The sequence below is a fragment of the Mycobacterium sp. NGS62 genome, from assembly GCF_059812285.1.
The window spans coordinates 85,342-111,740 of sequence record NZ_JCALCK010000005.1; the positions used below are offsets into that span (position 1 = coordinate 85,342).

28 protein-coding genes are annotated in these 26,399 nt (G+C 67.3%); 9 read left to right on the top strand and 19 right to left on the bottom strand.

Annotated features, from left to right (window positions below; all coding sequences use genetic code 11):
• Positions 1-63 precede the first annotated feature (63 nt).
• On the top strand, positions 64-444 hold the full coding sequence (locus tag AC5Y49_RS14715) for a response regulator (protein WP_499888177.1): 381 nt from the start codon (positions 64-66) through the stop codon (positions 442-444).
• Positions 445-453: 9 nt separating this feature from the next.
• Here AC5Y49_RS14715 and AC5Y49_RS14720 read toward each other — a convergent pair whose 3' ends face one another.
• Together AC5Y49_RS14720 and AC5Y49_RS14725 are read right to left on the bottom strand one after the other, a co-directional pair.
• Positions 454-1,086: a response regulator gene (locus AC5Y49_RS14720; RefSeq protein WP_499888178.1), complete on the bottom strand. Its 633-nt coding sequence runs from the start codon at positions 1,084-1,086 to the stop codon at positions 454-456.
• A 202-nt stretch (positions 1,087-1,288) separates the two neighbouring features.
• Positions 1,289-2,002 carry a hypothetical protein gene (locus AC5Y49_RS14725; RefSeq protein ID WP_499888180.1) on the bottom strand — a complete coding sequence of 238 codons (714 nt, stop codon included), beginning with the start codon at positions 2,000-2,002 and terminating at the stop codon, positions 1,289-1,291.
• A 219-nt stretch (positions 2,003-2,221) separates the two neighbouring features.
• Here AC5Y49_RS14725 and AC5Y49_RS14730 point away from each other — a divergent pair, with 219 nt between their 5' ends.
• Positions 2,222-2,425, top strand: coding sequence for an Rv1535 domain-containing protein (locus AC5Y49_RS14730; protein ID WP_499888181.1), 204 nt, complete (start codon positions 2,222-2,224; stop codon positions 2,423-2,425).
• Positions 2,426-2,460: 35 nt separating this feature from the next.
• Complete coding sequence (locus tag AC5Y49_RS14735) at positions 2,461-2,910, top strand: cupin domain-containing protein (RefSeq protein WP_499888183.1); 450 nt, start codon at positions 2,461-2,463, stop codon at positions 2,908-2,910.
• Between the two features lie 2 nt (positions 2,911-2,912).
• Here the strand turns inward: AC5Y49_RS14735 and AC5Y49_RS14740 are convergent, their stop codons facing one another.
• Positions 2,913-4,427: a GAF domain-containing sensor histidine kinase gene (locus tag AC5Y49_RS14740; RefSeq protein ID WP_499888185.1), complete on the bottom strand. Its 1,515-nt coding sequence runs from the start codon at positions 4,425-4,427 to the stop codon at positions 2,913-2,915.
• A 95-nt stretch (positions 4,428-4,522) separates the two neighbouring features.
• Between AC5Y49_RS14740 and AC5Y49_RS14745 the strand changes: the two genes are divergently transcribed.
• Both AC5Y49_RS14745 and AC5Y49_RS14750 read left to right on the top strand, forming a co-directional pair.
• Positions 4,523-5,365 carry a dienelactone hydrolase family protein gene (locus AC5Y49_RS14745; RefSeq protein WP_499888187.1) on the top strand — a complete coding sequence of 281 codons (843 nt, stop codon included), beginning with the start codon at positions 4,523-4,525 and terminating at the stop codon, positions 5,363-5,365.
• Positions 5,366-5,407: 42 nt separating this feature from the next.
• The gene (locus AC5Y49_RS14750; RefSeq protein WP_499888189.1) at positions 5,408-6,448 is read left to right on the top strand and encodes an LLM class F420-dependent oxidoreductase; all 1,041 of its coding nucleotides are present in this window, start codon (positions 5,408-5,410) and stop codon (positions 6,446-6,448) included.
• Here the strand turns inward: AC5Y49_RS14750 and AC5Y49_RS14755 are convergent, their stop codons facing one another.
• From AC5Y49_RS14755 to eccCa, 9 genes are all read right to left on the bottom strand, one after another.
• Entirely contained in the window at positions 6,449-7,831 is a 1,383-nt protein-coding gene (locus AC5Y49_RS14755) for a hypothetical protein (RefSeq protein WP_499888191.1), read from the bottom strand.
• 31 nt (positions 7,832-7,862) lie between these two features.
• On the bottom strand, positions 7,863-8,159 hold the full coding sequence (locus AC5Y49_RS14760) for a type VII secretion target (RefSeq protein WP_499888193.1): 297 nt from the start codon (positions 8,157-8,159) through the stop codon (positions 7,863-7,865).
• Positions 8,160-8,197: 38 nt separating this feature from the next.
• A complete protein-coding gene (gene glmM / locus AC5Y49_RS14765; protein ID WP_499888195.1) occupies positions 8,198-9,535 on the bottom strand; it encodes a phosphoglucosamine mutase in 1,338 nt (445 codons plus the stop codon).
• A gap of 99 nt (positions 9,536-9,634) precedes the next feature.
• Positions 9,635-10,111 (bottom strand): 30S ribosomal protein S9, encoded by a 477-nt coding sequence (gene rpsI, locus AC5Y49_RS14770; RefSeq protein WP_499888197.1) that lies wholly within the window; start codon positions 10,109-10,111, stop codon positions 9,635-9,637.
• The gene (rplM, locus tag AC5Y49_RS14775) at positions 10,108-10,551 is read right to left on the bottom strand and encodes a 50S ribosomal protein L13 (RefSeq protein ID WP_499888199.1); all 444 of its coding nucleotides are present in this window, start codon (positions 10,549-10,551) and stop codon (positions 10,108-10,110) included. The genes rpsI and rplM overlap by 4 nt, the downstream gene beginning before the upstream one ends.
• 224 nt (positions 10,552-10,775) lie before the next feature.
• A complete protein-coding gene (locus AC5Y49_RS14780; RefSeq protein WP_499888201.1) occupies positions 10,776-11,078 on the bottom strand; it encodes a WXG100 family type VII secretion target in 303 nt (100 codons plus the stop codon).
• On the bottom strand, positions 11,075-11,374 hold the full coding sequence (locus AC5Y49_RS14785; protein ID WP_499888804.1) for a WXG100 family type VII secretion target: 300 nt from the start codon (positions 11,372-11,374) through the stop codon (positions 11,075-11,077). Before AC5Y49_RS14785 ends, AC5Y49_RS14780 begins: the two co-directional genes overlap by 4 nt.
• Positions 11,375-11,427: 53 nt before the next feature.
• Positions 11,428-12,639 (bottom strand): type VII secretion-associated protein, encoded by a 1,212-nt coding sequence (locus AC5Y49_RS14790; RefSeq protein ID WP_499888203.1) that lies wholly within the window; start codon positions 12,637-12,639, stop codon positions 11,428-11,430.
• A complete protein-coding gene (eccCa, locus tag AC5Y49_RS14795) occupies positions 12,636-16,421 on the bottom strand; it encodes a type VII secretion protein EccCa (RefSeq protein ID WP_499888806.1) in 3,786 nt (1,261 codons plus the stop codon). Before eccCa ends, AC5Y49_RS14790 begins: the two co-directional genes overlap by 4 nt.
• Positions 16,422-16,602: 181 nt before the next feature.
• Here eccCa and eccD point away from each other — a divergent pair, with 181 nt between their 5' ends.
• Both eccD and mycP read left to right on the top strand, forming a co-directional pair.
• Positions 16,603-17,988: a type VII secretion integral membrane protein EccD gene (gene eccD, locus AC5Y49_RS14800; RefSeq protein WP_499888205.1), complete on the top strand. Its 1,386-nt coding sequence runs from the start codon at positions 16,603-16,605 to the stop codon at positions 17,986-17,988.
• On the top strand, positions 17,988-19,367 hold the full coding sequence (gene mycP, locus AC5Y49_RS14805; protein WP_499888206.1) for a type VII secretion-associated serine protease mycosin: 1,380 nt from the start codon (positions 17,988-17,990) through the stop codon (positions 19,365-19,367). Before eccD ends, mycP begins: the two co-directional genes overlap by 1 nt.
• On the opposite strand, the gene eccB is transcribed toward mycP, so the two are convergent.
• Positions 19,323-20,717, bottom strand: a complete 1,395-nt coding sequence (eccB, locus tag AC5Y49_RS14810; protein ID WP_499888207.1) for a type VII secretion protein EccB — start codon at positions 20,715-20,717, stop codon at positions 19,323-19,325. The two genes, mycP and eccB, sit on opposite strands and share 45 nt — an antisense overlap.
• Before the next feature lie 131 nt (positions 20,718-20,848).
• Between eccB and AC5Y49_RS14815 the strand changes: the two genes are divergently transcribed.
• Entirely contained in the window at positions 20,849-21,568 is a 720-nt protein-coding gene (locus AC5Y49_RS14815) for a cutinase family protein (RefSeq protein WP_499888208.1), read from the top strand.
• A gap of 78 nt (positions 21,569-21,646) precedes the next feature.
• Positions 21,647-22,252, top strand: a complete 606-nt coding sequence (locus AC5Y49_RS14820) for a cutinase family protein (RefSeq protein ID WP_499888808.1) — start codon at positions 21,647-21,649, stop codon at positions 22,250-22,252.
• 8 nt (positions 22,253-22,260) lie between these two features.
• Here AC5Y49_RS14820 and truA read toward each other — a convergent pair whose 3' ends face one another.
• The 6 genes from truA to rpsM form a co-directional block, all read right to left on the bottom strand.
• Positions 22,261-23,130: a tRNA pseudouridine(38-40) synthase TruA gene (gene truA, locus AC5Y49_RS14825; protein WP_499888210.1), complete on the bottom strand. Its 870-nt coding sequence runs from the start codon at positions 23,128-23,130 to the stop codon at positions 22,261-22,263.
• A gap of 7 nt (positions 23,131-23,137) precedes the next feature.
• Complete coding sequence (gene rplQ / locus AC5Y49_RS14830; protein ID WP_499888212.1) at positions 23,138-23,701, bottom strand: 50S ribosomal protein L17; 564 nt, start codon at positions 23,699-23,701, stop codon at positions 23,138-23,140.
• Positions 23,702-23,728: 27 nt separating this feature from the next.
• On the bottom strand, positions 23,729-24,772 hold the full coding sequence (locus AC5Y49_RS14835) for a DNA-directed RNA polymerase subunit alpha (RefSeq protein WP_065013434.1): 1,044 nt from the start codon (positions 24,770-24,772) through the stop codon (positions 23,729-23,731).
• Between the two features lie 75 nt (positions 24,773-24,847).
• On the bottom strand, positions 24,848-25,453 hold the full coding sequence (gene rpsD, locus AC5Y49_RS14840) for a 30S ribosomal protein S4 (RefSeq protein ID WP_499888215.1): 606 nt from the start codon (positions 25,451-25,453) through the stop codon (positions 24,848-24,850).
• A gap of 15 nt (positions 25,454-25,468) precedes the next feature.
• Entirely contained in the window at positions 25,469-25,885 is a 417-nt protein-coding gene (gene rpsK, locus AC5Y49_RS14845) for a 30S ribosomal protein S11 (RefSeq protein WP_008260256.1), read from the bottom strand.
• Positions 25,886-25,891: 6 nt separating this feature from the next.
• Complete coding sequence (rpsM, locus tag AC5Y49_RS14850) at positions 25,892-26,266, bottom strand: 30S ribosomal protein S13 (protein ID WP_065013436.1); 375 nt, start codon at positions 26,264-26,266, stop codon at positions 25,892-25,894.
• Between the last annotated feature and the right edge of the window lie 133 nt (positions 26,267-26,399).

Sequence of the window (26,399 nt, forward strand, 5' to 3'; positions counted from 1 at the left end):
CCGAGCAATAGTTTCCAGCTAGCAGGTATGCGCTCGACCCGCCTGCGCCGCGACACTGGATGGGTGGCAACGGGTGGGGTATTGCGCTGCGTGATTGTGGACAACAACCGCGACTTCCTTAATGCTGCGGCTCGATTGCTCGAGCGGCAGAACATCGACGTCGTGGGGGTGGCGCAGTCGTCGTCGGCCGGGGTGCAATGCGTCCAAGACTTGCGCCCCGACATCACGCTGGTCGATATCGAGTTGGACGGGGAGAGCGGATTCGACCTGGCTGAACAACTGCATCGGGGTGGCGCCGACGCCGCCCCGCGGGTGATTTTGATCTCGACCCATGCGGAGGAGGACTTTGCGGAGTTGATCTCGACGAGCCCGGCGGTGGCTTTCTTGCCGAAGTCCGTCGTGTCCGGTGCCGCGATCCGCGAAATTCTGGACCGAGCCAGCTAAGCGAGGGGTTTACCTGGAGTCCAGGAACGTGATCACCGCCCGCACCCGGCGGTGGTCGTCGTCTGTTTCGGCCAGATCCAGTTTGGTCAGGATGCTGCGGACATGCTTTTCGACGGTGCCTTCGGTCACCCACAGCCGCCGCGCGATGCCCGCGTTCGAGCGGCCCTCGGCCATCAACTCCAGCACCTCCAGTTCGCGCGGCGATAGCACCGACAGCGGGTCGTCGCGTCGCCGGCCCGATACCAGCTCCTGCACCAGAGCCGGGTCGACCACCGAGGCGCCGTTGGCGATCCGGCGCAGGGTGGCGACGAAATCGGCGACGTCGGTGACCCGGCTTTTGAGCAGATAGCCGATCCCGCCGCCGCCGGCCAACAACTCCATTGCGTGCTCGACGTCGACGTGAGCAGACAGCACCATGATCCCGGTGTCCGGCAGCTCTTCGCGGATCGTTCGGGCGGCGTCCAGGCCCTCGGTGGTATGGGTCGGCGGCATCCGGATATCGACGACAACCACATCGGGGGCATGGCTGCGCGCTTGCGCGAGCAGTTCGGTGGCGTCGCCAGCCTGGCCCACCACCGTGAACCCCGACCGGTCCAGCAAGCTGGTCAGGCCTTCGCGCAGCAGTGTTTCGTCGTCGGCCACCACCGCGCGCAGCGGCGACGGCGTGTCGGTAGTAGTCGTGTCGGCGCTCAGCGTGTGCCCTTCGGGAAACGGTGACCGTTGCGTTGGGACACATCTTGCACCAAAGCGGGATGCCGGCGGGGGTGGGCTGCCGGAATCCGCCTGCCGCTAGACCCATGGCGACGACCCGCCGCGCCCGGACACGCCGCGCTTGCGATCGCCGCTACGCCGACAGCCGCACGCGGTAGCGGACGTCGCCGGCCAGCCCGGCCAGCGCGCGCCAGGACCGGATCGCGCAGCGAGCGAGGTCGACCGCGTGGCTGCAATCCGTGCTTCCCACGACCACCGAGTGGGCGCGCAGAGCATTACCGGTCACGGCGTCCAGTGTCGTCCGGTGCTCAGCGTCGACTGCTGCCGTCGATTGGTAGGCCGCCCGCAGGGCATAGAGTTCGGCCGCGTTCAGCATCCGCTTTGTCGCGCGGGACGCCGCATAGGCGGCGCGATGCGCAGCACCCCAGGCGGCCGCCGGTGGCGTTTCGCCGGATGCGACTTTGCGGTGCAACGCGGCGATGTCCGAAATTGCTTGGGCAGCATCGCTTTCCGCATAGCGAATAACGCCCCAGACGGGATTTTCCAGCAGTTCGGCCACCCACGCGTGGATCACGGTGTCGGCAACCTCCGCGGTCCCCACCGTCTGCCAGCCCAGGTCGAGCGCAACGGCGCCGTCTTCGCGGGACAGGAAGCCGCCGGGGCCGGCGAGCAGGTCGTTGCACCACTGGACGAACGCAGCCAGCGGCCGCGCCGAGCAGTCCGGAAAGTCGGTGATCTCGGTGTCGCCGTTGATGTAGGAGATGGCGTTCATCGCGCACCCTTTGCCCGACCCGGCCGGATACGATCCGGCGACCAAGCGCAGTTGGGTGAAATTGTCGTGGTCCATTTCGGTTGAGTCCCTTCGTGATGCCGACGTGGTGACACCATCAAGACTCGGGCGTAGCCCCGGAGATGTCGTCTAGGCTGGCAACCATTACCGCCTGCGGCGACCTGCAATATCGGCCTACCTGCTAGCAGGAATACCCCGCCGCCCATAGCGCTGGCACCACTTCGCCTGGTCGGGCTACCCGGTAACGGCATTGGATGCGAGCTTCGATGATCGCCGATGCCCGCCACGCGATTCTGGGCAAGGCAAATCTCGGCGCAAACTTCCCCGGAGGCACCCATGACTGCTGTTCTGCACGACGAGCTGATGATGACCGCCGGCGACGACCCGCTTGTGGACGCCGTGGCCCGTTTGTTGACCGTCCCGCTGCGCCAGGCCTACGCGGCGCTGTGGCGGATCGGGCTGCTGGAGGTCAGGGCGTAGGTAGTATCGACAGCCCTCGCCGGAAGGAGAAACCGATGCCGCATGACGGGTTTCATCCGGACTTGCAGCCGCACGAGCAGATGGTGCGCAATCGGGTGCATCACATCAAATCGTCGGAACTTGACAGCGATACCGCGCAAAGCGCGGGGATGCAGCGGTTCGCCGCGATCACTGGACGTGCCGTCGGGGCCGAGAAGCTCTGGATGGGCGAGACACACGTGCGGCCGCAGATGGCGTCGGACAACCATCACCACGGCGAATCCGAAACGGCGATCTTTGTCCGCAGCGGCCACCCCGATTTCGTCTTTCATGACGGCAACCATGAGGTCCGTATCTCGACCAGTCCCGGCGACTATGTCTTCATTCCGCCGTATCTGCCGCACCGCGAAGAGAATCCGAAACCCGACGAGCCGGCCGTGGTGGTGATCGCCCGCAGCACCCAGGAGGCGATCGTCGTCAATCTGCCTGAGCTCTATCCGCTGTAGCGCTAGGCGCCGTCGACGGGAATCGTGACGTCCAGCGACGTCCCCTTACCCGCCCGGGATTCGACCTTGAACTGTCCGCTGACCGCCTCGACGCGGTCTTTCAGCCCAATCAGGCCGGATCCGTTGCCGGCATCCGCGCCACCGACCCCGTCGTCGCCAATCGACAAATACAAATTCGTGTCGTCGACGTGCGCGGCGACCGTGACTTCGGATGCTTGAGCGTGCTTGTCGGCGTTGGTCAGCGCTTCGGCCACCACGTAATAGGCGGCGACCTCGGCAGGCTCCGGCAACCGCCGGTCGATCGCCACGTCGAGGGTGATCGGAACGGCGGATCGTCGTGCAAGGTTGCGCAGTGCGGCGCCAAGTCCCCCTTTGGCGAGAATGCCCGGATGGATGCCGCGAGAGAGCTGCTGCAAGTCGGTGAACACTTCGTTCAAACCGGCGACCGCCTCGGACAGCTCATTTCTAACGTCGGTCAGATCGGCCGGCACCAATTCCTCTGCCATCCGCAGCCGCAGGCCCAACGAGACCAGCCGTTGTTGAGCACCGTCGTGCAGGTCGCGTTCGATGCGGCGCCGTGCATCGTCGGCGGCGGCGACAATCCGGGCCCGGGACGCCACCAGCTCGGCGCGGGTGGTGGCCGCGGCGATGGCGGTCGCGATCAACTCGGCGAATTCGGCGATGCGCTGCTCGCTGTTGGCCGGCAGCGACTCAGGCCGTGACGAGCCGACCAACGCCAGGCCCCACACCCGTTCGTCGACGATGATCGGTGCGCCCACCCGGGAATGCATGCCCAATTCCCGCATCCGCGCCACGAGCGGCCCGGCGGCGTTGTCGATACTTTCCATTCGGTAGGCGCGGCCGGTGCGGAACACCTCTCCGGCCACGTTCTGGCCCTCCAAGGGCAGTCGCTCCCCGATGGCAAGGCCATGCGCGCCGGCTTCGGCGTAGCAGGCGACGACAACGATCGCCGTGCCGTCGTCCTCATAACGCAGCACCTCGGCGTACGGCACCTCCAGGCATCGGCCCATCTCCTCGGCCACCGCGCCGAACACCTCTTGAGGGCTGACCCCGCTCGCCACCAGTGTCGCCACCCGCCGCAACGCGGCCTGCTGGGTTGCGAGATGCCGCAACTGCTGCTGTTCGAGGCGGCGCTCGGTGACGTCACGGCCAAGGCAGCAAATCAGGCCGTGCTGCGGCACCACGTTCCATTCGAACCAGCGCCGGCTGCCGTCGGGGCAGACGACCCGGCTTTCGAAACCCATCGGAACGCCGGCGCGGAAAAGCTCTTTGATGGCTGCGGCCACATCCGCTCGGTCCTCGGGCGCGGCGAAATCAGTCGCCTTCACCGCGGTACCGGGCGCGTAGCCGAAGATTCGGCTGAAGGCCGGGTTCACCCGGATCAACCGGTGCCGGTCGGCAATCACCAACAGGTCCGTGGACAGGTCGAAAAACCGTTCCAGCTCCCGATGACTGTCGCGCAGCGCGTCGTCGATGCTCTGGTCTTCTCCCGCCATCTTGGGAGTATCACTCTGCGGCGGCGGCCTGCGGCCCGGAATCATGGCGCTGATAGTCAGACTTGCGCATCGCCCTAGTGCGCTACCGTCAACGCGTGGCCAGCATGAGGAAGCTTTTCGCCGCTTTGACCCGGCGTGGACCGCACCGCGTGTTGCGCGGCGACCTGGCCTTTGCCGGTCTGCCCGGTGTGGTGTACACCCCGGAGGCGGGGCTGAACCTGCCCGCGATCGCCTTCGGCCACGACTGGCTTGCCGGCGTCGAGCGCTACTCAAAATTGCTGGAGCACCTGGCGTCATGGGGCATCGTCGCGGCCGCCCCCGACACCGAACGGGGACTGGCCCCCTCAGTCCTGAACCTGGCGTTCGACCTGGGTACCGCACTCGACATCGCCGCGGGCGTCCGCCTCGGGCCGGGCAAGATCAGCGTGCATCCGACCAAACTGGGCCTGGTCGGTCACGGCTTCGGCGGTTCGGCCGCGGTGTTCGCGGCGGCCGGGATGCCGGCCAAACCCAAAGCCGTTGCGGCGGTTTTCCCGTCAGTCACCGCACCACCTGCCGAGCAACCCGCCGCGACGCTGCAGGTGCCCGGTGTGGTGTTCAGCGCGCCGGGGGACGCGAAAACGTTGCGCTCCAACGCGCTTGCGATTTCCCAGGCCTGGGATGGAGCGACTCTGCGAATCGTCGGCAAAGCCCAGCCCGGCGGGCTGGCCGAAGGACGCCGGTTATCGGCAATGGTCGGACTGCCGGGGGCGCACCGCAAGACGCAGCAGGCAGTCCGCGCGCTGCTGACCGGGTACCTGCGCTATGCGCTCGCAGGCGACAAGACCTATCGCGACTTCGCCGATCCCGAGGTGCAGCTGCCCAGAACCGTGGCGGTGGAGGAGGCCCTGACGCCGGTGACCCCCGAGGAAAAAGTCGTCGCGCTGCTGAAGCACTGAGCACCTCACTGCGGCGTCCGGCCCGCGTGGTATGTGTCGTAAATGCAAATCGGCATCATGCTCGACTACTCGGGCGGATTTCACGAAGCGGCCGACCGTGTCGTAGCACTCGAAAAAGCCGGCATCGACGTCGCTGTGGTGGCCGAGGCATATTCGTACGACGCGGTCAGTCAGTTGGGGTATCTGGCCGCCAAGACCTCGGCCATCGAATTGGCGTCGGGGGTGTTTCCGATCTATACGCGCACCCCGTCGCTGCTGGCGATGACCGCCGCCGGTTTGGACTTCGTGTCCGACGGCCGGTTCCGGCTGGGCATCGGCACGTCCGGGCCGCAAGTCATCGAGGGTTTTCACGGTGTGCCGTTCGACGCCCCGCTGGGCCGCACCCGAGAGATGGTCGACATCTGTCGCCAGGTGTGGCGGCGCGACCGCGTTACCTACACCGGCAAGCACTATCAGGTCCCGCTGCCCGCCGAGCGGGGAACCGGTCTGGGCAAGGCCCTGCACATCATCAATCACCCGGTACGCGAACGGATTCCGATCACGATCGCGGCGTTGGGACCCAAGAACGTCGAGCTGACCGCCGAGATCGCCGAGGGCTGGCAGCCGGTGTTTTTCTATCCGGAGAAGGCGCAGGCGGTGTGGGGCAAGGCGCTGGAAGCCGGTCGGGCCAAACGTGATCCGTCGCTGGGCCCGCTGGACGTGATGGTGGGCACGTCGCTGGCCATCGGCGACGACGTCGAGGACCGGCTGACGTGGGTCAAGCCGCAGCTCGGACTTTACATCGGCGGCATGGGCGCCAAGGGGCGCAATTTCTACCACAACCTGGCAACCCGGTATGGCTTCGGTGAGGTGGCCAACCGGATCCAGGAGTTGTATCTGTCCGGCCGCAAGACCGAGGCGATCGCCGCGGTGCCCGACGAGTTGGTGCGCCAGATTTCGTTGATCGGTCCGCGCGGGTTCGTCGCCGAGCGGGTGGCGGCGTTTGCCGAAGCCGGTGTGACGACGCTGTTAGCCACGCCGGTCACCACCGACCGGTCCGAAGCAGTGCAGTATGTCGAGGAACTGAAGGCCCTGCTGCCCTAGCTATTGCCCTGCCTGGGGCAGTTCGTCGGCGGCGATTTGGCACGGGGTGGGGTCGTCGGGCGCGGGTTCCTGCGGTGCCGGTCCCGGTGGCGTCGGCACGACGGGCGGTGCGGCCGGTGCCGCAGTGACCGGCGGTGGCGCGCCGTCATGCGGTGTGTCGCCGACTTGCTCGGTCGTTGGCGGACTTTCTCCTGGAGTCTCGGTGTCGTCGGCATCGACGGCGCCGGCCGGTGCCGGCGGTTGCTCATCGTCGGCCCGATCATCGGCCGCCTCGTCGAGTGGATCGTCGTCCTCGAGCCCGTCGTCGAAGGGCAAGTCGTCGGAGACCGACGGATCGCCGAGCCCGTCGGCCAGGGAGCCCACCAGACCAGCAATACCGTCGATGATCTGGCCGACCACCCCGCCGATACCGCCGGTAGGACCGCCAAATCCACCCAGATTGCCTGCGCCGGCTGGCATTCCGGCGGCATCTCCTAATGCAGCCTCGGGTAGCGGTGATTCGGACGGCAATGCGTCGAGCATGTCCGCCGGAACCGGAGCCGTTGGGGTCGGCGGGGGCAACGGGGTCGATACGGCTGCAGGCGTGGTGTTGACCGACGGCGGCGCTTCCGGTGTGGGCAACGGCCCGCTGGTCGGGCCGGGCGCCTCCTCGGGCTGCGGCCGCGGCCCGAGGTCGCTTGGGAGCTCGAAACGCACCTCCGGTGACGCCGCCAGCGCGTCGAGGACGGCCTCATACGACGTCGCCACCGACCCGGTGGCCGAGCGCATCGCGGTAACCCAGTCGCCGCGAATGTCGTTGTCCACGTAGGGGATCATCTGCTGGCGAATAATCTCCTCGGCGACTGATCGCTCCCCCGCTCCGGTCGCGACAGTATGTGCAGCAGCCAGCCAGGCGGCCTGCTCCGCACATCTGCGGTCGTCGATGGCGATGGCCGTCGCGACTTTGTCGTCCACCACGTGCCACAAGTTGTCGCGTAGCGCGCTGCATTCCTGCGACGCCGTGCGTACCGCGGCGTCCACCGCGGCGGCGGTTTCGCAGTGCCGATGCAGGAACTGCATCGCCGAGTCGGCCCCCGGCCCGCGCCAGGCCGCGTCGAGCTCCGCGATCTGCGCCCGCTGTGTTGCCAGCGCTTCCTCGGTCGCGCTGAGCGCGGCCCACAGCGCGGCACAGTCATTGTCGAGCGTCTGAAGTTGCAGGCCGGCTTCGGCCTCGTACCAATCACGGGCTTGCGAGCGGTGCGCGGTGAGATCCGGATGCTGATAACCCACTGCCTGGCATGCGTCCACATACGTTTGGGTGTGCTCGACGGCCGGTGCACCCTCGGCCAGTCGCGCCGCGACGTCCCACCGCTCGGCTTGGCCGCCTGCGCCGCTCCTTCTCATCGCTTCGCTCTGCATCGTCGCTGGCGCGGATCTAGCCGATCCGGACCGCGCCGCGCCGGTCCGCGTCGGCGTACCGGTCGGCGCCGGCCCGCAGCGCCGAAGCGATTTCCGCCGACGCTCTGGCCCACAGCGCCAGCGCATCGCTGAGCCGGTACAGCGCCGTGTGCAGGGCGTCACCGCTGGCGACATGTGCTTGCCCGGCGGTGGCGCCGTCGAAAGCCAGCCGCGACAACCGATCACGCGCTGCGCCATGGATGAGTTCCGCGGTGGCATCGAACCGGTTGGCGACCGCGCGCACGGCGCTGACGTCGACGAAGGTTTGGCGCATACCTGTTAGGACGCGTGGCGCCGGGCGCGGGTTCCCGTTCAGCTCTGAGCGCGCACCGAATCCGCGACAACAGTGGCGAGCCGGCGCGCGGTGTCCTCGTCGTCGGCTTCTACCATGACGCGGATCAGTTGCTCGGTTCCGGAGGGGCGCAACAGGATTCGCCCGGTATCGCCGAGTTCCGCCTCGGCTTGTCGCACCGCGGTTTGCACACCGGGCGCCGCAGCGGCGGTGGCCTTGTCGACAACCTCGACGTTGATCAGCACCTGCGGCAAGGTGCGCATCGTCGAGGCCAGCTCAGCTAGCGGTGAGCCGGTTTGCGCCATCCGTGACATCAGCCGCAGCCCGGTCAGGATGCCGTCACCGGTGGTGGCGAGCGCCGGCAGCACGATGTGACCGGACTGTTCGCCGCCGAGCCGGTAGTCGCCGGCGCGCAACTCCTCCAGCACGTAGCGGTCGCCGACTCCGGTGGTGCGCACGGTGACTCCGGCCGAGCGCATCGCCAGGTGCAGGCCGAGGTTGCTCATCACGGTGGCCACCAGGGTGTTGCCGGTCAGTTCGCCGGCCTCCTGCATCGCCAGTGCCAGCACCACCATGATGTGGTCACCGTCGATGACCTGACCGGTGGCGTCCACCGCCAGACACCGGTCAGCGTCGCCGTCGTGGGCCAGCCCCAGGTCGGCGCCATGGGCGAGCACCGCCGACCGCAGTACATCCAGGTGGGTGGACCCGCAGCCGTCGTTGATGTTGATCCCGTCGGGTTCGGCGTTGATCGCGATGACCCGCGCACCGGCCGCGCGGTAGGCGCGCGGCGCCGCGACCGACGCCGCGCCGTGGGCGCAGTCGACAACGACGGTCAGCCCGTCGAGCCGGACGGCGTTGGCCTTGCTCACCTGGCGTAGGTAGCGGTCCAGCGCGTCCTCGGCGTCGACGACCCGGCCGATTTCAGCGCCGACCACGCGCAGCCCCGGCCCGGCCGCCACCGCCTCCTCGATCAGGTCCTCGGTGGCGTCGTCGAGTTTGTGCCCGCCCGGCCCGAAGATCTTGATCCCGTTGTCGGGCATCGGGTTGTGCGAGGCCGAGATCATCACGCCGAAGTCGGCGTCGTACGCGCCGGTCAGGCAGGCCACCGCCGGCGTCGGCAGCACGCCGACCCGCAGCGCGTCGACGCCCTCGCTGGTCAGGCCGGCGATCACGGCGGCTTCCAGCATCTCGCCGCTAGCGCGCGGATCGCGGCCCACGACGGCGACCCGGCGGCGGTCGCCGTCCGGGCCGGCCAGGTGCCGGGCCGCCGCGGCGCTCAGTGCCAGCGCGAGTTCGGCGGTCAACTCACGGTTGGCGACCCCGCGGACACCGTCGGTGCCGAACAGTCGACCCATAGCCATCCTTTATCCGCCGCGAGCGTGCGTGTCCCCGGCCCGACACGCCAGCGAGGGGCCGTTTTTGCGCACGCTCGCGGCCCAGAAAGTGATCGCCGATCAGCGCTTGCTGTACTGCGGCGCCTTGCGGGCCTTCTTCAGCCCGTACTTCTTGCGCTCGGTGGCCCGTGGGTCACGGGTGAGGAAACCGGCCTTCTTCAGCGCGGGTCGGTCCTCGGGCGTGACCAGGATCAATGCCCGGGCGATCGCCAGCCGCAGCGCGCCGGCCTGCCCGGACGGGCCGCCGCCGTCGAGGTGGGCGTAGATGTCGAAGCTTTCCAGCCGGTCGACGGTAACCAGCGGAGCCTTGATGAGCTGCTGATGCACCTTGTTGGGGAAGTACGCCTCCAGGCTGCGGCCGTCGAGGTCGAACTTGCCGGTGCCGGGCACCAGTCGCACCCGTACCACGGCCTCTTTGCGGCGGCCGACGGTCTGGATGGGGCGCTCGATCACAAAGGAATCCGAGCGCGGGGCTGCGGCGTCCGCGGTCTCGGCAGCCGGGGCTTCGGTCGTTTCGGTCTCTACCGCTTCAGTCATTGCGTCACCTGCTTGATCTCGAACGGAACCGGCTGCTGGGCGGTGTGCGGGTGTTCCGGGCCCGCGTAGACGCGCAGCTTGCGCTTGATCTGACGGCCGAGTTTGTTCTTGGGGATCATGCCGATGATCGCCTTCTCCACGACCCGGTCGGGGTGGCGCTGCATCAGCTCACCGATAGTGCGCTTGCGCAGACCGCCGGGGTAACCCGAGTGGCGGTAGGCCAGCTTGTTCTGCAGTTTGTCGCCGCTGATGGCGACCTTGTCGGCGTTGACGATGATCACAAAGTCGCCACCGTCGACGTTGGGGGTGAATGTCGGCTTGTGCTTGCCGCGCAGCAGGTTGGCTGCCGCGACGGCAAGGCGGCCGAGCACCACGTCTGTGGCGTCGATGACGTACCACGCCCGCGTGGTGTCACCCGCCTTAGGCGCGTATGTAGGCACAGCGCTTGACCTCTCTCGGGTTGGATCCCGGTGTCCCGGGTGCCGGTCAGGCGTTAACGGAGGGGGAGTTCTCGGCGACCGACATTGACCCGAGCCCCGGCGTATCCGTACGCCAACGGTGCAGCTTACCGGTGGGCATCCGCGCAGGTCAAAACGCTCGGTCCATGACTGCGGGGTCCCGACGGCCTCTCCCTCCGCCGGGACCCCCGCAGAGCCTCAAGGCGCTATCGCGCCCAAATGCCGGCCGCTCGGTGATCGGCGCCGGCGACGTCGTCGGCGCCGTCACGCACCGCATTTCCCAAATCGACCAGGATTTCGTTGAGCGCGCTGGCCGCCTGATGCCATTTGAGCTGCTCAGCCCGATAAGCCGCGGCAGCCTGGCGGGTCCACATTTCCTGCAACGGCGCAACCTGAGACCGCAACTCCTCCAGAGCGGCATTGAAACGAGCAGAGACGGCATGGATCTCCTGGCGAACACAACACTCGATCTCGCCGAAGTCGTACGACAGCACCGGGTCCATGGTCACAGCCTCCCGCCGGTGGCGGCGATGTGGTGTGCGTGATGGTCGGCCGCTTCGCGCAGCGCGGCCTCGTTGTAGCGGATCGTCTCGGCAATGCCGTGCAACGCGTGATGCAGTTTGATCGACTCGGCGTTCCAGCGATCCACCACTTCTCTGAACCGGGTGGCCGCGGCTCCGCCCCACACCGACGGCGGCACGCTGCTGATGCGGGAGATGAACGTGTGCAGCATCGCCCGGAGCTCCTCATTGCGGGCATCAGTGGTCGCCGCAATGGAACGCATCAAATCGAAGTCGGTGCGCAGGGTGTTGGTCACACAAGTAGGACTGCGACGAGCCGTGTTGGGTTCCGCCGAATTCAACTCAGCGTGCGGGCGGACCGGACCGCCAGCTCACACGCGTCGCGCACGGCGTCGTCGTCAACCGATCGGCTTTGACATCCGATGCTGATCCGCACAGCCCTATCGAGTAGGACGGTCCAGCGGATGTCGTGCCCGACGCGCACCTCGCGGTAGGTCACCGCAGCCCGGCCGGCGGTGGACCCCGACGGGTTGAAGTCGACGAAGACACCCGGCGCCTCCGCGTCGATCGCGCGCTTCAGCACTTCGGCAGCGTCGGCCAGTGTCTCCGCGGCGACGGGAGACTGAGTGAGGTGCAACGCCACATTCGGATCCGACGGGGAGGTGATCTGCACCCGCGCCGATCCAGGTCCGGCGAGGATCCGCTGCGTCGCCCATGCCGCCGGCACCTCTATCACCACCCGGCCTTCCACCAGAAACGTCGTCGCCATCCCGTTGGGCGCCGGTGTTTGGCGATGGCCGACTGCCGTGAAGCCGAGCGTCGCCGCGATCACCAGGGCGACCAGCATGACCCACCGATGACCACGACGGCCGCCACGCGCCGGCGAGGACTGGGTCGACGAGGTCGCGTGATCGGCGACGACAGCCTCGGCGAGTCGCCGAAACTCGGCATCGTCGACGCGAAACACCGTCATCCCGCTGCTCTGGCGCAATCGATCGGCGATCATCCTCGCCAGCACACCGGCGCCGCCCACCGCATCCGGTGCGTCGATCGCCAGCGTCGCGACATCGTTCGCGGTCATCCCGGCGATGAGGCGCGCGACGGCGTCGGCGACCCGCTGCGGCTCTCCGCGGCGAGGTTGTGCCCGGATCACCGGTCCGGTTATCACCACCATGTGTTCTGCGATCTCCACGATCACCGGGGCAGGCGATGAGTCTGCCGGCGGCTTTCGGGCCAGCAACCACGACCGCGGTCGCATCGCGACGTCGCCGGCCAGGTTGTGGGCGGCGGCGCTGACCAACTCGATCCGTGCCGGCGACCACCACGACGGATGAACGACGATCGCACCCTGCCGCCCTGCGCAGCCCAGTGACTGCAGCGCTGTGCGCCATAACGACTCGACCGATACCGGATGGTCTCCGACCAGAGCCACCGGGTCGTCGATGCCGTCCAGCGCGGCCCTCGCGATCTCGTGATCAACGTCAGCCTTTGTGCCGCAACACAAATGCCGGATAGCTGTCGGGCCCGCCGCGACGATGTGGGTGCTCACGGCGGCGGGCTCCAAGACACCTGCACCAGATCTCTGCCTGCTCGGGTGATCAGGGTGCCACGCCCGGGCGGCAATGGCATCGGCCGAAGTGAGCCGATCAGCGGGCCCTCGTCGGGGTGTGCGCTCATCATCAGTGTGGTGCAACCGAAGTCACGCAGCCCGGCCAGCAACGGATCGAACATGGCACGCGCGGCCCCGCCGCTGCGCCGGGCCACCACCAGCCGCAGACCCACGTCCCCGGCGTGCGGTAGGAACTCGAGGATCGGTGTCAACGGATTGCCGGCGTCGGTGGCCACCAGATCGTAATCGTCCACGATGACATAGGTATTCGGTCCGGACCACCAGGACTTGGCGCGCAGCTGTGCCTGGGTGATTTGCGGCGGGGGCAGTCGGCTCTGCAGCAGGTCGAGAAGTTCCGGCAACAGCGCGTCAAGCCCCGCCCGCGACATCGCGTAGCCAGCAAGGTGTTCGGACTCAATCACACTGAGCAGCGTGCGGCGGAGGTCGACGATGAACAGCTGCGCGTGGGTGGCGGTCGCGGTCCGCACAATTTCACGGCATAGGGTGCGCAACGTAGCCGTCTTCCCGCACCCACCGTCACCGAGAATCAGCAGATGCGGGTGTTGCTCGAAATCGACTGTCGCCGGACGTAGTTGCCGTTCCTCGAGACCGAGCAGGATAGCTGTTCGCAGTTCATCGCCGGCCGACGAGACGACATCGTGGTGATCGACGCGCGCAGGTAATAGCGGTATCGGCGGGGCGGATTCTCCCGGGTAGCGGCTTCGCAGCACCTCCGCCGCCTGCACACTCGCCTCCGCCAGCCCCGTATTGGAGGCGACGCCGTCCAGGCGGGGTAGCGCGATCACCATGTGCAGGCCGTCACGGGTAAGTCCCCGCCCGGGCTTCCCGTCGGGCACCTGTTGAGCGCGTCGGCGGTCCAGTTCGGAATCGGCCGGATCGCTGAGCCGCAACTCGATGCGGGTGCCGAGTTGATCCCGCAACGCCGGCCGCAGCTCCGCCCAGCGCGACGCGGCCACCACCACGTGCATGCCCACCGAAAGCCCCTGGGCGGCTAGGGTGCTGATCGATGGCTCGAGCGTTTCGAAATCGTGGCGCAGCCCAGTCCAGCCGTCGATGACCAGAAACACGTCGCCGAATCGATCGCACACCGGGTCACGACGAGCTTTGAGCCGCCGATACTGCGAGATCGACTCGATCCCGTGGCCACGGAACAGCGCCTCCCGGGACGCGACGAGTGACTCCAGTTCGGCGACCATGCGAACCACCAGGTCGGCTTCCGTCCGGCCGGCCACCGACCCTACGTGCGGCAGCGGCCGCACCGACGTCAGCGCACCACCGCCGAAGTCCAGGCAATAGAACTGCACCAGGCTCGGGTCGTGGGTGGCGGCCAGAGCGGTGATCAGCGTGCGCAGCGCTGTCGACTTGCCGGATTGAGGCGCCCCGACCGCGGCGACATTGCCGGCAGCGCCGGATAAGTCGATGGTCAATGGTGTGCGGCGCTGCTCGAATGGGCGATCGACGATGCCGATCGGAACGACCAGGTCGGTCCCTGACACGTCGTGGAGCAGAATATCCAGTGCCGGAGCCTCGCCCAACGGCGGCAGCCACACGTCATGCGCTGGTGGTCCATGCCCTGCTACTCGATCCATCACCGTCTGCAGGACCGTGCGTCCGTCGGAGACGATGTCCGCAGCGCGACCGACTGTGATCGGTCCCGTCGGCGCGGCGGTGAACCGTCGAATTGGGCGCTGTACGGCATCGGCGCGCGGGTCGGTGAAAGCAGATGCAGCAGGCTGGAAACTTGGTGGGCAGGGCCCGGAGACGTATGTGCTCTGGAAACGGGTCAGCTCGCCCGTCGCAGTGCGGAGATAGCCTGCCCCCGGTGTGCCCGGCAGGTCGTACGCCTCCGAAGTTCCCAGTACTATTCGCGATTCGTTGGCCGACAGCGTCTTCAGGCAGATCCGGTAGGACAGGTGCGAGTCCAGTCCGCGTAGTCTGCCTTCGTCCAACCGCTGGCTGGCAAGTAACAAATGCATGCCCAGCGAGCGGCCGAGTCGACCGATCGACACGAAGACGTCGGCGAAGTCCGGCTGTTGGCTCAGCAGCTCGGAGAACTCGTCGACGACGATGAACAGCGCGGGCAGCAGCGGCAATTCCGCGTTAGCCCGCCGTACCCGCCGGTATGCGTCGATGCTCTCCACATTGCCTGCGGTCCTGAGTAATTCCTGGCGGCGGTTCACCTCGCCGGTCAGGGCGTCTCGCATGCGCGCAACCAGTGGCGCATCATCCGACAAGTTGGTGATCACCGCCGCGACGTGCGGTGCTGATTGCAGATCCAGAAACGTCGCGCCGCCTTTGAAGTCGACGAGGACCATGTTCAGCACCTCTGGTGAGTGCCGGGCGATCATGCCCAGCGCAATGCATCGCAGCAGCTCCGACTTTCCAGATCCGGTGGCCCCGACGCAGAGCCCGTGTGGTCCCATTCCGTTGTGCGCGGCCTCTTTGATGTCGAGTTCCACGGTCGCACCGGTGTCGGTCGTGCCGATCGGGATGCGAAGCCGATGGGCCGGAAGCTGACTGTCCCAGAACGGTTTCGGTGAAAGCCCGGTCAGATCGTCGATGCCCAGCAGGTCCTGCCAGCGGGCAGAGCCGACGGGCGTGCACTCCGCGGACGGCTCCGCGTGATAGGCGGCCAGCCTGCGAGCGCACACGGTCGCGGCGACCAGATCCATCCGGTCCGGACGGCCGAGCATCTCGCCGTCGAGGACCAGGGTTTTGTCGGTTACCCGCAGCTTGCAGGAGGCGGCCGACGTAGCGTGGCCGACATTGACCTCCAAAACCGTACCGTCGACGACCACCACCAGCTGCGGAGCCAGGGTGTTCTCCGACAGCAGGCCGGCGAGCGAGTTCTCGACGGCGGCCACCGTCGGATACACCATTCGTACGGGGCCGCTGTCATCCCGGGCGTTCGGATGATGGTTGTGCGGCAACCACTTCAGCCAGTCCCAATGCTCGAGGTTATCGTCGCGTATGGCGCCGGCGATCAACAGTTGGCCCGGGCTGTGCAACGCGACCAGTTGGCAGATCATGGCACGAACGAGTCCGCGCGCGTGTGCCTGGTCACCGTCGATGACCACCCTGGACTGGCCTTGTAGTGCGAGCGCGACGGGTAGGTCGGCAACTGTGGAGTGCGCGCGCAGAAACCGACGCAGCGCCGTACTGGTGACCGGATCCGAGGTGTGCGCGGGTTCGAGTTGTGGCGGCGACAAGCCGGTGGCAAGCCGCTGCGTGCCGGTGCCGATCCGCACTTCGCAGTAGTCGGCGTCGGTCGGTCGCCGTTCCCACATCCGGGCGCTGCCCACGAGCGTCCACAGCGAGTCGGGATGAGGATGTCGCCAGTCGAGCGATGCGCGTTGTGCGGCAGCAGTCTTGGTAACGGCCCGGCGCAGATCGCCGAGATAGTCCAGGTAGTCCGCGCGGTCGCGGTCGATCTCCGTGCGCACTCGGTCCCGTCCCGTGATTGCGGTGACGACCGCCGAGATCACCATCATCAGCGGAAACGCCATGAACATCGGATTGCGCGCAGTGCCCGACCGGGAGAAGACGAACATCGCCATCATTGCCGCCGTGGCGCCCGCCATCACGACCGGCAGCAGTCGAGTCACCGGCTTGGCCTGCCCGGCCGGGGACACCTGCGGGGGCGCGGCCACAGCGATGTCCCCGGTTTCGACGGTAGGCGCCGGAACACGTAGGCCGGGCACGAACCCCTGGGTCGCAGAACTACTTTCGTGCTGCTCCACCTCGGCCCTCTCCTACCGAATTGCGATGGGCAACCGTAAGCAGTGCCGCAGCCGCTGACAAGTCAGCTGTGGATCAGTGCACACGCACACTCGCGCGGGTGACTAACGTGCCGCAATCAACGTCCGCATTCACTCGAGGGAGATGGTGGTGGCTGACTCACAACCGCGCCGCGTATCGGTATACGCCGACGGCGTCAGCGCCGACCTGGTGCTGCCGGGCGGTGTGACGCTCGCAGCGTTGATCCCGTCGATCGTGGACATCCTCGGCGTTGAGCGTGCTCATTACCGTGAACCGAGGACGCTTCGATACCAACTCGCTGTCCCCGGCCAGGCCGCACTGGACGCATCGAAGTCTCTGGCGCAGCATGGTATCCGCGATGGAGCCGTGCTGAGCCTGTCCAGCTCGTCAACTGCATTAGCACCGCCCTGCTTTGCTGACGACGCTGCCGAAGCGGTGTCGGCCACACTGCTCGAGCATGCCCGCCCGTGGAACCTGCGGGCGTCTCGGGTCGCGGGTGCGCTGGCAGCAACCTGGCTGGCCAGTCTCGGCGCGCTGATGCTGATCCGAGCGGTGCTGGTTACCACCGATGCCCGCCATGTCGGCGCCGCGACCGCCGTTGCGGCTGCTGCCGGTTGCGGCGCGCTGCTGGCGGCCGTGATGGCGCATCGCGGATTCGACGACGCTGTTGCCGGCCTGACGCTGAGCCTGTTAGCCACCGGCTTCGTCGCACTCGCCGGCGCGCTGGCGGTCCCCGGGGGGATCAGCGCCGCGAAAGCGTTGCTCGCCGCGGCGGCGGCGGCCGTCACAGCCGTAGTGGCGATGCACGGAAGCGGCTGCGGCACCATCACATTGACGGCAATAGCCTGCTCGACGAGCGTTGCCGCCCTTGCCGCGTTGCTGCGCGTGGCCACCGCGGCGCCGCTGCAGGCCGTCGGCGCGGCTTCCGCGCTGATATCGCTGGCTCTACTCCAGGCCTCTCCGCGGTTGTCGGTCATGTTGGCCGGGTTGTCACCGCGACTGGCCGCAGAGCCCGCCGATGAGGCGCTGCCCGAGCAGGGAAGCCTGCGCGCCAGGGTGTTTCGGGCCGACGCCTGGCTGACCAGTCTGGTCGCCGCATTCGCGGCCTCAGCGGCGTTCGGATCTGCCGGCGCCGCAGTTACCGCACGACCGCGCATGTTGGGGATGGCGTTCGCGGCACTCACCGGGTTGGTGCTGCTGGCACGGGCACGTTCCCAACGCGGCATACCACGAACCGTGGTACTCGTTGTGACCGGATCAGCAGTGTTCAGCGTCGCGTTCGTCGTCGCGGCAACCGCGGGTGCGGCTCACATCGTGTGGACTGCTGCGGCGACACCGGCGCTTGCAGCCGTTGCGCTGGGGCTGGGTTTCATCGTTCCCGCGGCCACCTTCTCTCCGATCGCGCAGCGAGCCTTTGCGCTGCTGGAGTGTCTGGTGCTGGCAACCATTGCGCCGCTGGCCTGTTGGATCTGCGGCTTCTACACCGTTGCTCGCGGTCTCAGCCTGTGATGACTGCGACGAACGCGTTGCGCGCCGTTACGGTTGTGGTGCTGCTCGCGCTTTCCGCGTGCCCTACGCCGGTCGCGGAAGCGGTAACGCCGCCGCCGATCGACAACAGCCGACTGCCCGAACCGGCGCCGCCGACGCCGCCGCAGCCCACCGTGCAGCGTGAGATGTGCGCGGTACCGTCGATGGCGCCGGCCGCAGACCACGCCGCCGACCAGCTTGCCGGCCTTGGTGTGACGCAGGCCTGGCAACTCAGCCGCGGGTCGGGTCAACGGGTCGCCGTCATCGACACCGGTGTTTCGCCGCACCCAAGGTTGCCGGAAACGGCGCCCGGCGGTGACTACGTCTTCACCGGCGACGGCCTGCAGGATTGCGATGGGCACGGCACTGCCGTCGCCGGGATCATCGCTGCCGCACCCGATCCCAAACACATCGATGGCTTCAGCGGCGTCGCCCCCGATGTCACACTGATCAGCATCCGGCAGTCCAGCAGCAAATTCGGAGCGGTCGGCGATCCGTCGAGCGCCGGATTCGGTGATGTGGACACCATGGCGAAAGCCGTTCGTACCGCAGCCGACCTCGGCGCATCGGTGATCAACATCTCGTCGGTCGCCTGCGTCCCGGCCTCATCGGCGCTCGACGACCGCGCGCTGGGCGCCGCGCTCTCCTACGCGGTCGACGTCAAGAACGCCGTCGTGGTCACCGCGGCCGGCAATACCGGTGGCTCCGGGCAGTGTCCGGCACCACGAGCCGATACCACCTGGGACACCGCGACCGTCGTGGTGAGCCCGGCGTGGTACGACGACTATGTCCTGACGGTGGGTTCGGTCAATGCACACGGTGAGCCGTCCACGTTCACGCTCGCCGGACCGTGGGTAGATGTGGCCGCACCCGGCGAGTCGGTGACCTCACTCAGCCCGTCCGGCACCGGAACCATGAATTCGCTTGATGACCGCGGTGATTCGACGCCGCTGTCCGGCACCAGCTACGCGGCGCCGGTGGTGAGCGGGCTGGCCGCGCTGGTCCGCTCCCGGTTCCCGACACTCACAGCCAGGCAAGTCATGCAACGCATCGAAGGCAGCGCGCACCATCCGCCGGGCGGATGGAATCCGTTAACAGGCAACGGGATGATCGACATGGGCGCCGCCGTCAGCAGCGATGCACCGGTGTACCCCGCTCCCCAGTCGCGTGAGTTGGCCATCCCGTCGGCGGTCCCGCCTCCGGCGCCGGATCGCCGCCCCCGCGATACCGCATTCGCCGGCACGGCGATCTGCCTGGCGGTGCTGGCGGCGGCACTGAGCACCGGCACGCTATCGGCCCGGCTACGGCGTGCGCGGTCAGCCGCCGCCACCTCCCACGACCAAGGTGTCGCGGGCGACTGATGCGCTTTGTCTGCTCAACTCCGGACCTGACGGCAGCGCAGCCAACGCCGACCAGGGCGCCGGGATCAGCGTCGGGGGCAGGCCAAGGTCGCGCTCGGCATCGGCGTCGCGGACGGCGAACCGCACCCCCGTATCGGTCACCACATATCGGGTGCCGGCTTCGGCGTTGCCGCCCGACATCCCCACCGAACGTACATAGGCGCTGCGGCCGGGCGGAAGGTACACGGCGTCGGCGACGGGACCGGTTCCGTCCGCTTGCGACAGGCGAACCGGCGCCTCGCCCGCGGGCACAGGCAGGCCACCGGTACCCAAGGAGACCTCGGCGCCACCCGATGCCGCGATGGCCCACCGCACACACAGCGCCGTATCGACGGCCACCGGCGTCGACGCAAAGGGAAAGCTGCCTACCGGCAACGCGTTCACGGCCGGAATGCCCCGAATGAGGTCGGGCGCCACCGAGATGATGCTGCGGGTGCCGTGTGCATCACTGAGCCGCAACAGATCCGCCGCAACCTGACCGATGCGCTGAATTCCGCCGCGGAGCACGACATACAACTCGTCACCGCCGGCACGGGTAATGCGCAGCACGCTGCCGACAAGGAATCCGGCTACCGGGCCGGGCTGGCCGGCACGGGCAATCTGCGGCACCACAATCGCCGGCACCTCCGGAACAGCGTTCAGCAATGTATGCGACACCGGTTGTGGCACAACGCCCTCCAGCCGAAGCGCACGCGCGACGGCGGGATCGGCGGCATCGACCACCGCTCGCCGCCCGTCATACAGCAGATAGGTCGAGGCACCGGCGTCCGGTGTGACCAACACGGTCTGGGCCGCCGAGAGGCGATGTGCGGCCGTCTGCGCGGAGCCGACGATGATTGTGGTGCCCTCGCGGTCGTCGCACACCGTCCACGACGTTTGGTCGGCCGGCAGCGGCGGCGCCAGGGTTTGTGGCGCACCGGGGATACCCATGGCCGGACCGCGTTTGGTGTGGCTCAACACCAACTCCGGTACCGGCTGCGGATTGCTCGCGGTTGCCGTGATCAACCGCGCCGAGGCCAGGTTCAGCACCGGATGCACGACATCACCAACCCGGACGTAGAGCGCTCCGGACTGTTGGCCCATCAGAATCGGCCCGTCGCCCAACGATGGCTGCGGGCGCAGCACAGCAAGCCCCGCGCACGTGGTAATCACCACGACCGCCAGCACAGCCCCAGTCGCCAAGGCCTGCGCCGGGGTACGGAACGGTTCGTCGGCGGTGCGGATATCTCTGCCCAGCAGCGCGCATTCGATGCGACGCAGCAGAAATCGGTACCCGCTGACGTGCAATCGAGTAGCTGTTCGTGATGCCATGCGGCCCCCCGGGGTTGGCGTCACGATAGGCCACCGAGCGGCGTCGCCGTGCCCGTCGATCCACAGTCGGCATTCGCCGAAATGAAGATTTGGCAGGCTAACGGTAATATCTCCACGTGCACTACCACCAGATGAGTCAGCTGGCGTCCCGATACCGTCGCTGGGCAAGCCTGAGCGCTGCAGTGCTGGCCGCCGCCGCAATGGTGATCGCACCGAGCGTGTTCCCGGCCAATGTCCCCTCGGCCGCAGCCACCGACTGCCCCGACGCCGAGGTGATCTTCGCCCGCGGTACTGGCGAGCCGCGCGGCCTGGGACGCGTGGGTGATGCCCTGGTCGGCTCGCTGCGCCAGCAGACCGGGATGAACATCGACACCTACGGCGTGAACTATCCGGCCGGCAAGCTCCAACTGGGCGGGGGCGACGGCGCCAACGACACCATTTCGCGGGTCAAGAAGGTCGCCCAAGAGTGCCCGGACACCAAGATCGTGCTGGGCGGATACTCGCAGGGCGCGTCGGTGATCGACATCGTCGCCGGAGTTCCGGTGGGCGGCGTTTCGTGGGGCAGCCCGTTGCCCGCCCAATACGCCGACAACATTGCGGCGGTGGCCACCTTCGGCAATATCGTCGGCCGGTCGGGCAGCCCGCTTTCCAGTCAGAGCGCACTGCTCGGATCGAAGACCATCGACCTGTGCAACCCCGGTGACCCGATCTGCCACGCCGGCCCTGGCAACGAGTGGAGCGACCACACCGACGGCTACGTGCCCACCTACACCACTCAGGCCGCGACGTTCGTCGCTGCCAAGCTGCTGGTAGGGCAGCCGCACATGCAATACGGCGTGCACATCAATTAGAGCGGCTAATATCGTGCCGTGAGCATTCTCTCGGTGGATCCACGGCCGCTCGTCGTTGCGGTATTGCTCGCCGCGGCCATGCTGGTCACTGCACCCGCACCGGCGGCCACCGCGGCATCCTGCTCGGATGCCCAGCTGGTGTTCGCCCGTGGCCGGTTGGAGCCGGCCGGCGCCGGCCAGATCGGCACTGCCTTGCTCAGCGCGCTGCGGTCGAGGGTGCCGGAGAAGAACATCGGCCTGTACGCCGTCAACTACGCGGCCAACACCGATGTTCAACGGGGCGCCAACGATATGAGCGGGCACGTTCAGTACATGACTGACAACTGCCCCGACACTCGACTCGTGCTCGGCGGCTATTCGCTGGGCGCCGCAGTCACCGATGTGGTACTCGCCGTTCCTACCGCTATTTTCGGGTTCAGCAATCCGCTACCGGCCGGCACCGACGAACACGTCGCCGCGGTGGCGCTATTCGGCAACGGAAGCCAATGGGTCGGACCGATCACGAGTTTCAACCCGATCTACAACGACCGGACCATCGAGTTGTGTCACGGCGCCGATCCGATCTGCAATCCCGCCGACCCGAACACCTGGCGGACCAACTGGCCTGAGCACATGGCTCCCGCCTACATCAAGGCGGGCATGGTCGATCAGGCCGCAGATTTCGTCGCAGACCGGTTGCGCTAGCCATCCGCTCAGTCACGCGATCGGAGATCGCGAGTCACCAGTGACCGCGCCGCCAACTGGTCGTCCGGCGGGTAATCCACGCCGACCAACGTCAACCCCCGCGCCGGTGCGGCCGCGAAGTCGCTGGACCGGTGGGTAACCGTGAGCAGATCACGACACCATACGGCGCTGCGCCGGTGTTCGCCGACGGCCAGCAGTGCCCCGACCAACGAGCGCACCATCGACCAACAGAATGCGTCGGCGGTGACGTGGGCGGTGACCAGTTCGCCCTCGCGCGACCAGTCCAGCCGCTGCAGATCCCGAATCGTGGTGGCGCCGTCACGGTGACGACAGAATGCGGCAAAGTCGCGCAATCCCACCAGCTCCCGCGACGCCGCCGCCATCGCCTCCACATCCAGCGCCCGCGGCCACCCCGTGACGTAACGGGCCTGGTGCGGCTCCACCCCGTAGGGCGCAGTCGACAACCGATACATGTAATGGCGGCGTAGCGCCGAGAAGCGGGCATCGAAAGCCGCCGGTGCGCGGATGATTCGGCGGATACGGACGTCGGCGGGTATCAGCCGACCGAGTCGCCGCAGCAGCGGCAAGAATTCCGGTTCAGCCGGTCGCGGCGAGCGCGGATAGGCGTTGGGTAGCGCCTCGACGGGGACATCGGCATGGGCCACCTGACCGGTGGCGTGCACGCCAGTGTCGGTGCGTCCGGCCGCGCGCAGCCGCACCGACGTGCGGAACACCGTCGACAGCGCCTCGTCGAGAACACCGGCGACAGTGCGCTGGCCCGCCTGCACGGCCCAGCCCGCGAATTCTGTTCCGTCGTAGGCGATATCGAGCCGAAGACGAACGTGCCCGCCACCGGCGTCGATGGCGGGCCCGTTCACAGGATTGTCAGGATTCGTCGGAGTCAGCCTTGGCTTCCTCGTCGTCCGCCACAGTGTCGGTGGCCTCGCCGGCTTCGGCGTCGGACACTTCCTGAGCCTCCGGACCGACCGCCGCCTCCGGTTCGACGGCGGCCTGCGGCGCTGCCGCGGCAGCCGCGGGCGCCGCCTTGGATCCGGCTGCCCGGCGGGCCCGGTTGGCTTCCGAGGTCACCGTCTTTTCCTGCACCAGCTCGATCACCGCCATCGGAGCGTTATCACCCTTGCGCGCTTCGACTTTGATGATGCGGGTATATCCGCCGTTGCGGTCGGCAAAGAACGGTCCGATCTCGGCGAACAAGGTGTGCACCACGTCTTTGTCGCGGATCTTCTTGAGCACCTCGCGCCGGTTGTGCAGTGTGCCCTTCTTGGCGTGGGTGATCAGCTTCTCGGCGTATGGCCGCAGTGCCCGCGCCTTGGGCTCGGTGGTCTTGATCCGGCCATGCTCGAACAGCGCCGTGGCCAGGTTGGCCAGAATCGCCTTCTGGTGCGACGACGACCCGCCGAGACGAGGCCCCTTGGTGGGCTTAGGCATTGGACGCTCCTGTCTTGAGTCCGGCTATCAGAGCTGTTCGGTTTCGGCGTAGTCCTGGTCGTCGTAGTTGGCGTCGCTGGACCAGGTTCCGGTGGCGACGTCGTAGCCGGCGACCTCCGACGGGTCGAAGCTGGCCGGACTGTCCTTGAGCGACAGGCCCAGCTGGTGCAGCTTGACCTTGACCTCGTCGATGGACTTCTGACCGAAGTTGCGAATGTCGAGCAGATCCGACTCGGTGCGCGACACCAACTCACCGACGGTGTGCACACCCTCGCGCTTGAGGCAGTTGTAGGACCGCACGGTCAGATCCAGGTCGTCGATCGGCAGGGCGAACGACGCGATGTGGTCGGCTTCGGCCGGCGACGGCCCGATCTCGATGCCTTCGGCCTCGACGTTGAGTTCGCGCGCCAGGCCGAACAACTCCACCAGGGTCTTACCGGCCGACGCCAATGCGTCGCGCGGGGTGATCGAGTTCTTGGTCTCCACGTCCAGGATCAGCTTGTCGAAGTCGGTGCGCTGCTCGACACGGGTGGCATCCACCTTGTAGGTGACCTTGAGCACCGGCGAGTAGATGGAATCGACTGGAATACGGCCGATTTCAGCACCCGACGCCTTGTTCTGCACCGCCGGCACGTAGCCGCGGCCACGCTCGACGACGAGCTCGACCTCGAGTTTGCCCTTGTCGTTGAGCGTCGCGATGTGCATATCCGGGTTGTGCACGGTGACGCCGGCCGGCGGCACGATGTCGCCGGCGGTGACCTCACCCGGGCCCTGCTTGCGCAGGTACATCGTCACCGGCTCGTCTTCCTCCGAGGACACCACCAGGCTCTTGAGGTTCAAGATGATGTCGGTGACGTCTTCCTTGACACCGGGCACGGTGGTGAACTCGTGCAGTACGCCGTCGATGCGGATGCTGGTGACCGCCGCGCCGGGGATCGACGACAGCAGCGTGCGGCGCAGCGAGTTGCCCAGCGTGTAGCCGAAACCCGGCTCCAGCGGCTCGATGACGAACTGCGAACGGTTGTCGCTGACGGTCTCTTCGGACAGGGTGGGTCGCTGTGAGATCAGCATGGTGTTTCTTCTTCTCCTTCTCGGCACCCGCTATTTGATGCCGGTCAGTCCCTACACCGGTTGGTGCTGGGCGTACTACTTCGAGTAGAACTCGACGATCAGCTGCTCGGTGAGCGGGACGTCGATCTGTGCCCGCTCCGGCAGTTGGTGGATCAGGATCTTTTGACGTTCCCCGACCACCTGCAACCAGCTGGGGATCGGACGGTCGCCGGCGGTTTCCCGCGCGATCTGGAACGGCAACGTGTTCAGCGACTTGTCCTTGACGTCGATGATGTCGTACTGCGACACCTGGTAGCTGGGGATGTTCACCTTGACGCCGTTGACAGTGAAGTGGCCGTGGCTGACCAGCTGGCGGGCCATCCGACGGGTCCGTGCCAGTCCGGCGCGGTAGATCACGTTGTCGAGCCGGCTTTCCAGGATGCGCAGCAGTTCCTCGCCGGTCTTGCCGCCGCGGCGAACCGCCTCGGCGTAGTAGCGGCGGAACTGCTTTTCCATCACGCCGTAGGTGAAGCGCGCCTTCTGCTTCTCCTGCAGCTGCAGCCGGTATTCGCTTTCCTTGATCCGCGCGCGACCGTGCTGGCCGGGCGGGTAGGGACGCTTCTCGAATGCCTGGTCACCACCGACCAGGTCGACGCCTAACCGGCGCGACTTACGGGTGGCGGGTCCGGTGTAACGAGCCATGGGTTGTTTCTCCTCCTAGACCCGGCGCCGCTTGGGCGGACGGACACCGTTGTGCGGCTGCGGGGTGACGTCGGAGATCGCACCGACCTCCAGACCCGCCGCTTGCAACGACCGGATGGCGGTTTCGCGACCCGAACCGGGCCCCTTCACGAACACGTCGACCTTCTTCACGCCGTGCTCCTGGGCTTTGCGCGCGGCATTCTCGGCGGCCAACTGCGCAGCGAACGGCGTCGACTTACGCGACCCCTTGAAGCCGACGTGACCCGAGGACGCCCACGCGATCACGTTGCCCTGCGGATCGGTGATCGTCACGATCGTGTTGTTGAAGGTGCTCTTGATGTGGGCGGCGCCGTGGGGGACGTTCTTCTTCTCCCGGCGACGGGTCTTCTGCCCCTTCTTGGGGGCGGACGCTGCCTTCTTGGCTGGTGGCATGGCTGATTACCTGGCCTTCTTCTTGCCTGCGATGGTGCGCTTGGGCCCCTTGCGGGTGCGCGCGTTGGTCTTGGTCCGCTGGCCACGCACCGGCAGACCGCGGCGGTGTCGCAAGCCCTGGTAGCAGCCGATCTCAATCTTGCGGCGAATGTCGGCCTGCACCTCGCGGCGCAGATCTCCCTCGACCCGCAGATTGCCTTCGATGTAGTCACGCAGGTGGGCCAACTGATCGTCAGTCAGGTCCTTGCTGCGCAGATCCTTGTCGATGCCGGTGGCGGCCAGGATCTCATTCGACCGGGTGCGGCCGATGCCGTAGATGTAGGTCAGCGCGACCTCCATGCGCTTATCGCGCGGCAGGTCGACGCCCACTAGACGTGCCATAAGTGGCGTTCCTCTTTTCTTCGCGGAGGTCTGATCCCAGTCCGTTCCCGGCTGACTGCTCCGGGGCCCGGCCTCCGTTCCGGGCGTGGATGAGCGGCCTATCCGCTCACTGGTGCTGGGAGGTCTGCATTCA

What these genes read in the sequence shown, in the direction of transcription:
- AC5Y49_RS14725 (WP_499888180.1), bottom strand. Translation starts at nt 2,002, where the DNA reads ATGGACCACGACAATTTCACCCAACTGCGCTTGGTCGCCGGATCGTAT.
- AC5Y49_RS14730 (WP_499888181.1), top strand. Translation starts at nt 2,222, where the DNA reads ATGCCCGCCACGCGATTCTGGGCAAGGCAAATCTCGGCGCAAACTTCC.
- AC5Y49_RS14735 (WP_499888183.1), top strand. Translation starts at nt 2,461, where the DNA reads ATGCCGCATGACGGGTTTCATCCGGACTTGCAGCCGCACGAGCAGATG.
- AC5Y49_RS14740 (WP_499888185.1), bottom strand. Translation starts at nt 4,427, where the DNA reads ATGGCGGGAGAAGACCAGAGCATCGACGACGCGCTGCGCGACAGTCAT.
- AC5Y49_RS14750 (WP_499888189.1), top strand. Translation starts at nt 5,408, where the DNA reads ATGCAAATCGGCATCATGCTCGACTACTCGGGCGGATTTCACGAAGCG.
- AC5Y49_RS14755 (WP_499888191.1), bottom strand. Translation starts at nt 7,831, where the DNA reads ATGAGAAGGAGCGGCGCAGGCGGCCAAGCCGAGCGGTGGGACGTCGCG.
- AC5Y49_RS14760 (WP_499888193.1), bottom strand. Translation starts at nt 8,159, where the DNA reads ATGCGCCAAACCTTCGTCGACGTCAGCGCCGTGCGCGCGGTCGCCAAC.
- glmM (WP_499888195.1), bottom strand. Translation starts at nt 9,535, where the DNA reads ATGGGTCGACTGTTCGGCACCGACGGTGTCCGCGGGGTCGCCAACCGT.
- rpsI (WP_499888197.1), bottom strand. Translation starts at nt 10,111, where the DNA reads ATGACTGAAGCGGTAGAGACCGAAACGACCGAAGCCCCGGCTGCCGAG.
- eccD (WP_499888205.1), top strand. Translation starts at nt 16,603, where the DNA reads ATGGTGGTGGCTGACTCACAACCGCGCCGCGTATCGGTATACGCCGAC.
- mycP (WP_499888206.1), top strand. Translation starts at nt 17,988, where the DNA reads ATGACTGCGACGAACGCGTTGCGCGCCGTTACGGTTGTGGTGCTGCTC.
- eccB (WP_499888207.1), bottom strand. Translation starts at nt 20,717, where the DNA reads ATGGCATCACGAACAGCTACTCGATTGCACGTCAGCGGGTACCGATTT.
- AC5Y49_RS14815 (WP_499888208.1), top strand. Translation starts at nt 20,849, where the DNA reads ATGAGTCAGCTGGCGTCCCGATACCGTCGCTGGGCAAGCCTGAGCGCT.
- AC5Y49_RS14820 (WP_499888808.1), top strand. Translation starts at nt 21,647, where the DNA reads ATGCTGGTCACTGCACCCGCACCGGCGGCCACCGCGGCATCCTGCTCG.
- rplQ (WP_499888212.1), bottom strand. Translation starts at nt 23,701, where the DNA reads ATGCCTAAGCCCACCAAGGGGCCTCGTCTCGGCGGGTCGTCGTCGCAC.
- AC5Y49_RS14835 (WP_065013434.1), bottom strand. Translation starts at nt 24,772, where the DNA reads ATGCTGATCTCACAGCGACCCACCCTGTCCGAAGAGACCGTCAGCGAC.
- rpsD (WP_499888215.1), bottom strand. Translation starts at nt 25,453, where the DNA reads ATGGCTCGTTACACCGGACCCGCCACCCGTAAGTCGCGCCGGTTAGGC.
- rpsK (WP_008260256.1), bottom strand. Translation starts at nt 25,885, where the DNA reads ATGCCACCAGCCAAGAAGGCAGCGTCCGCCCCCAAGAAGGGGCAGAAG.
- rpsM (WP_065013436.1), bottom strand. Translation starts at nt 26,266, where the DNA reads ATGGCACGTCTAGTGGGCGTCGACCTGCCGCGCGATAAGCGCATGGAG.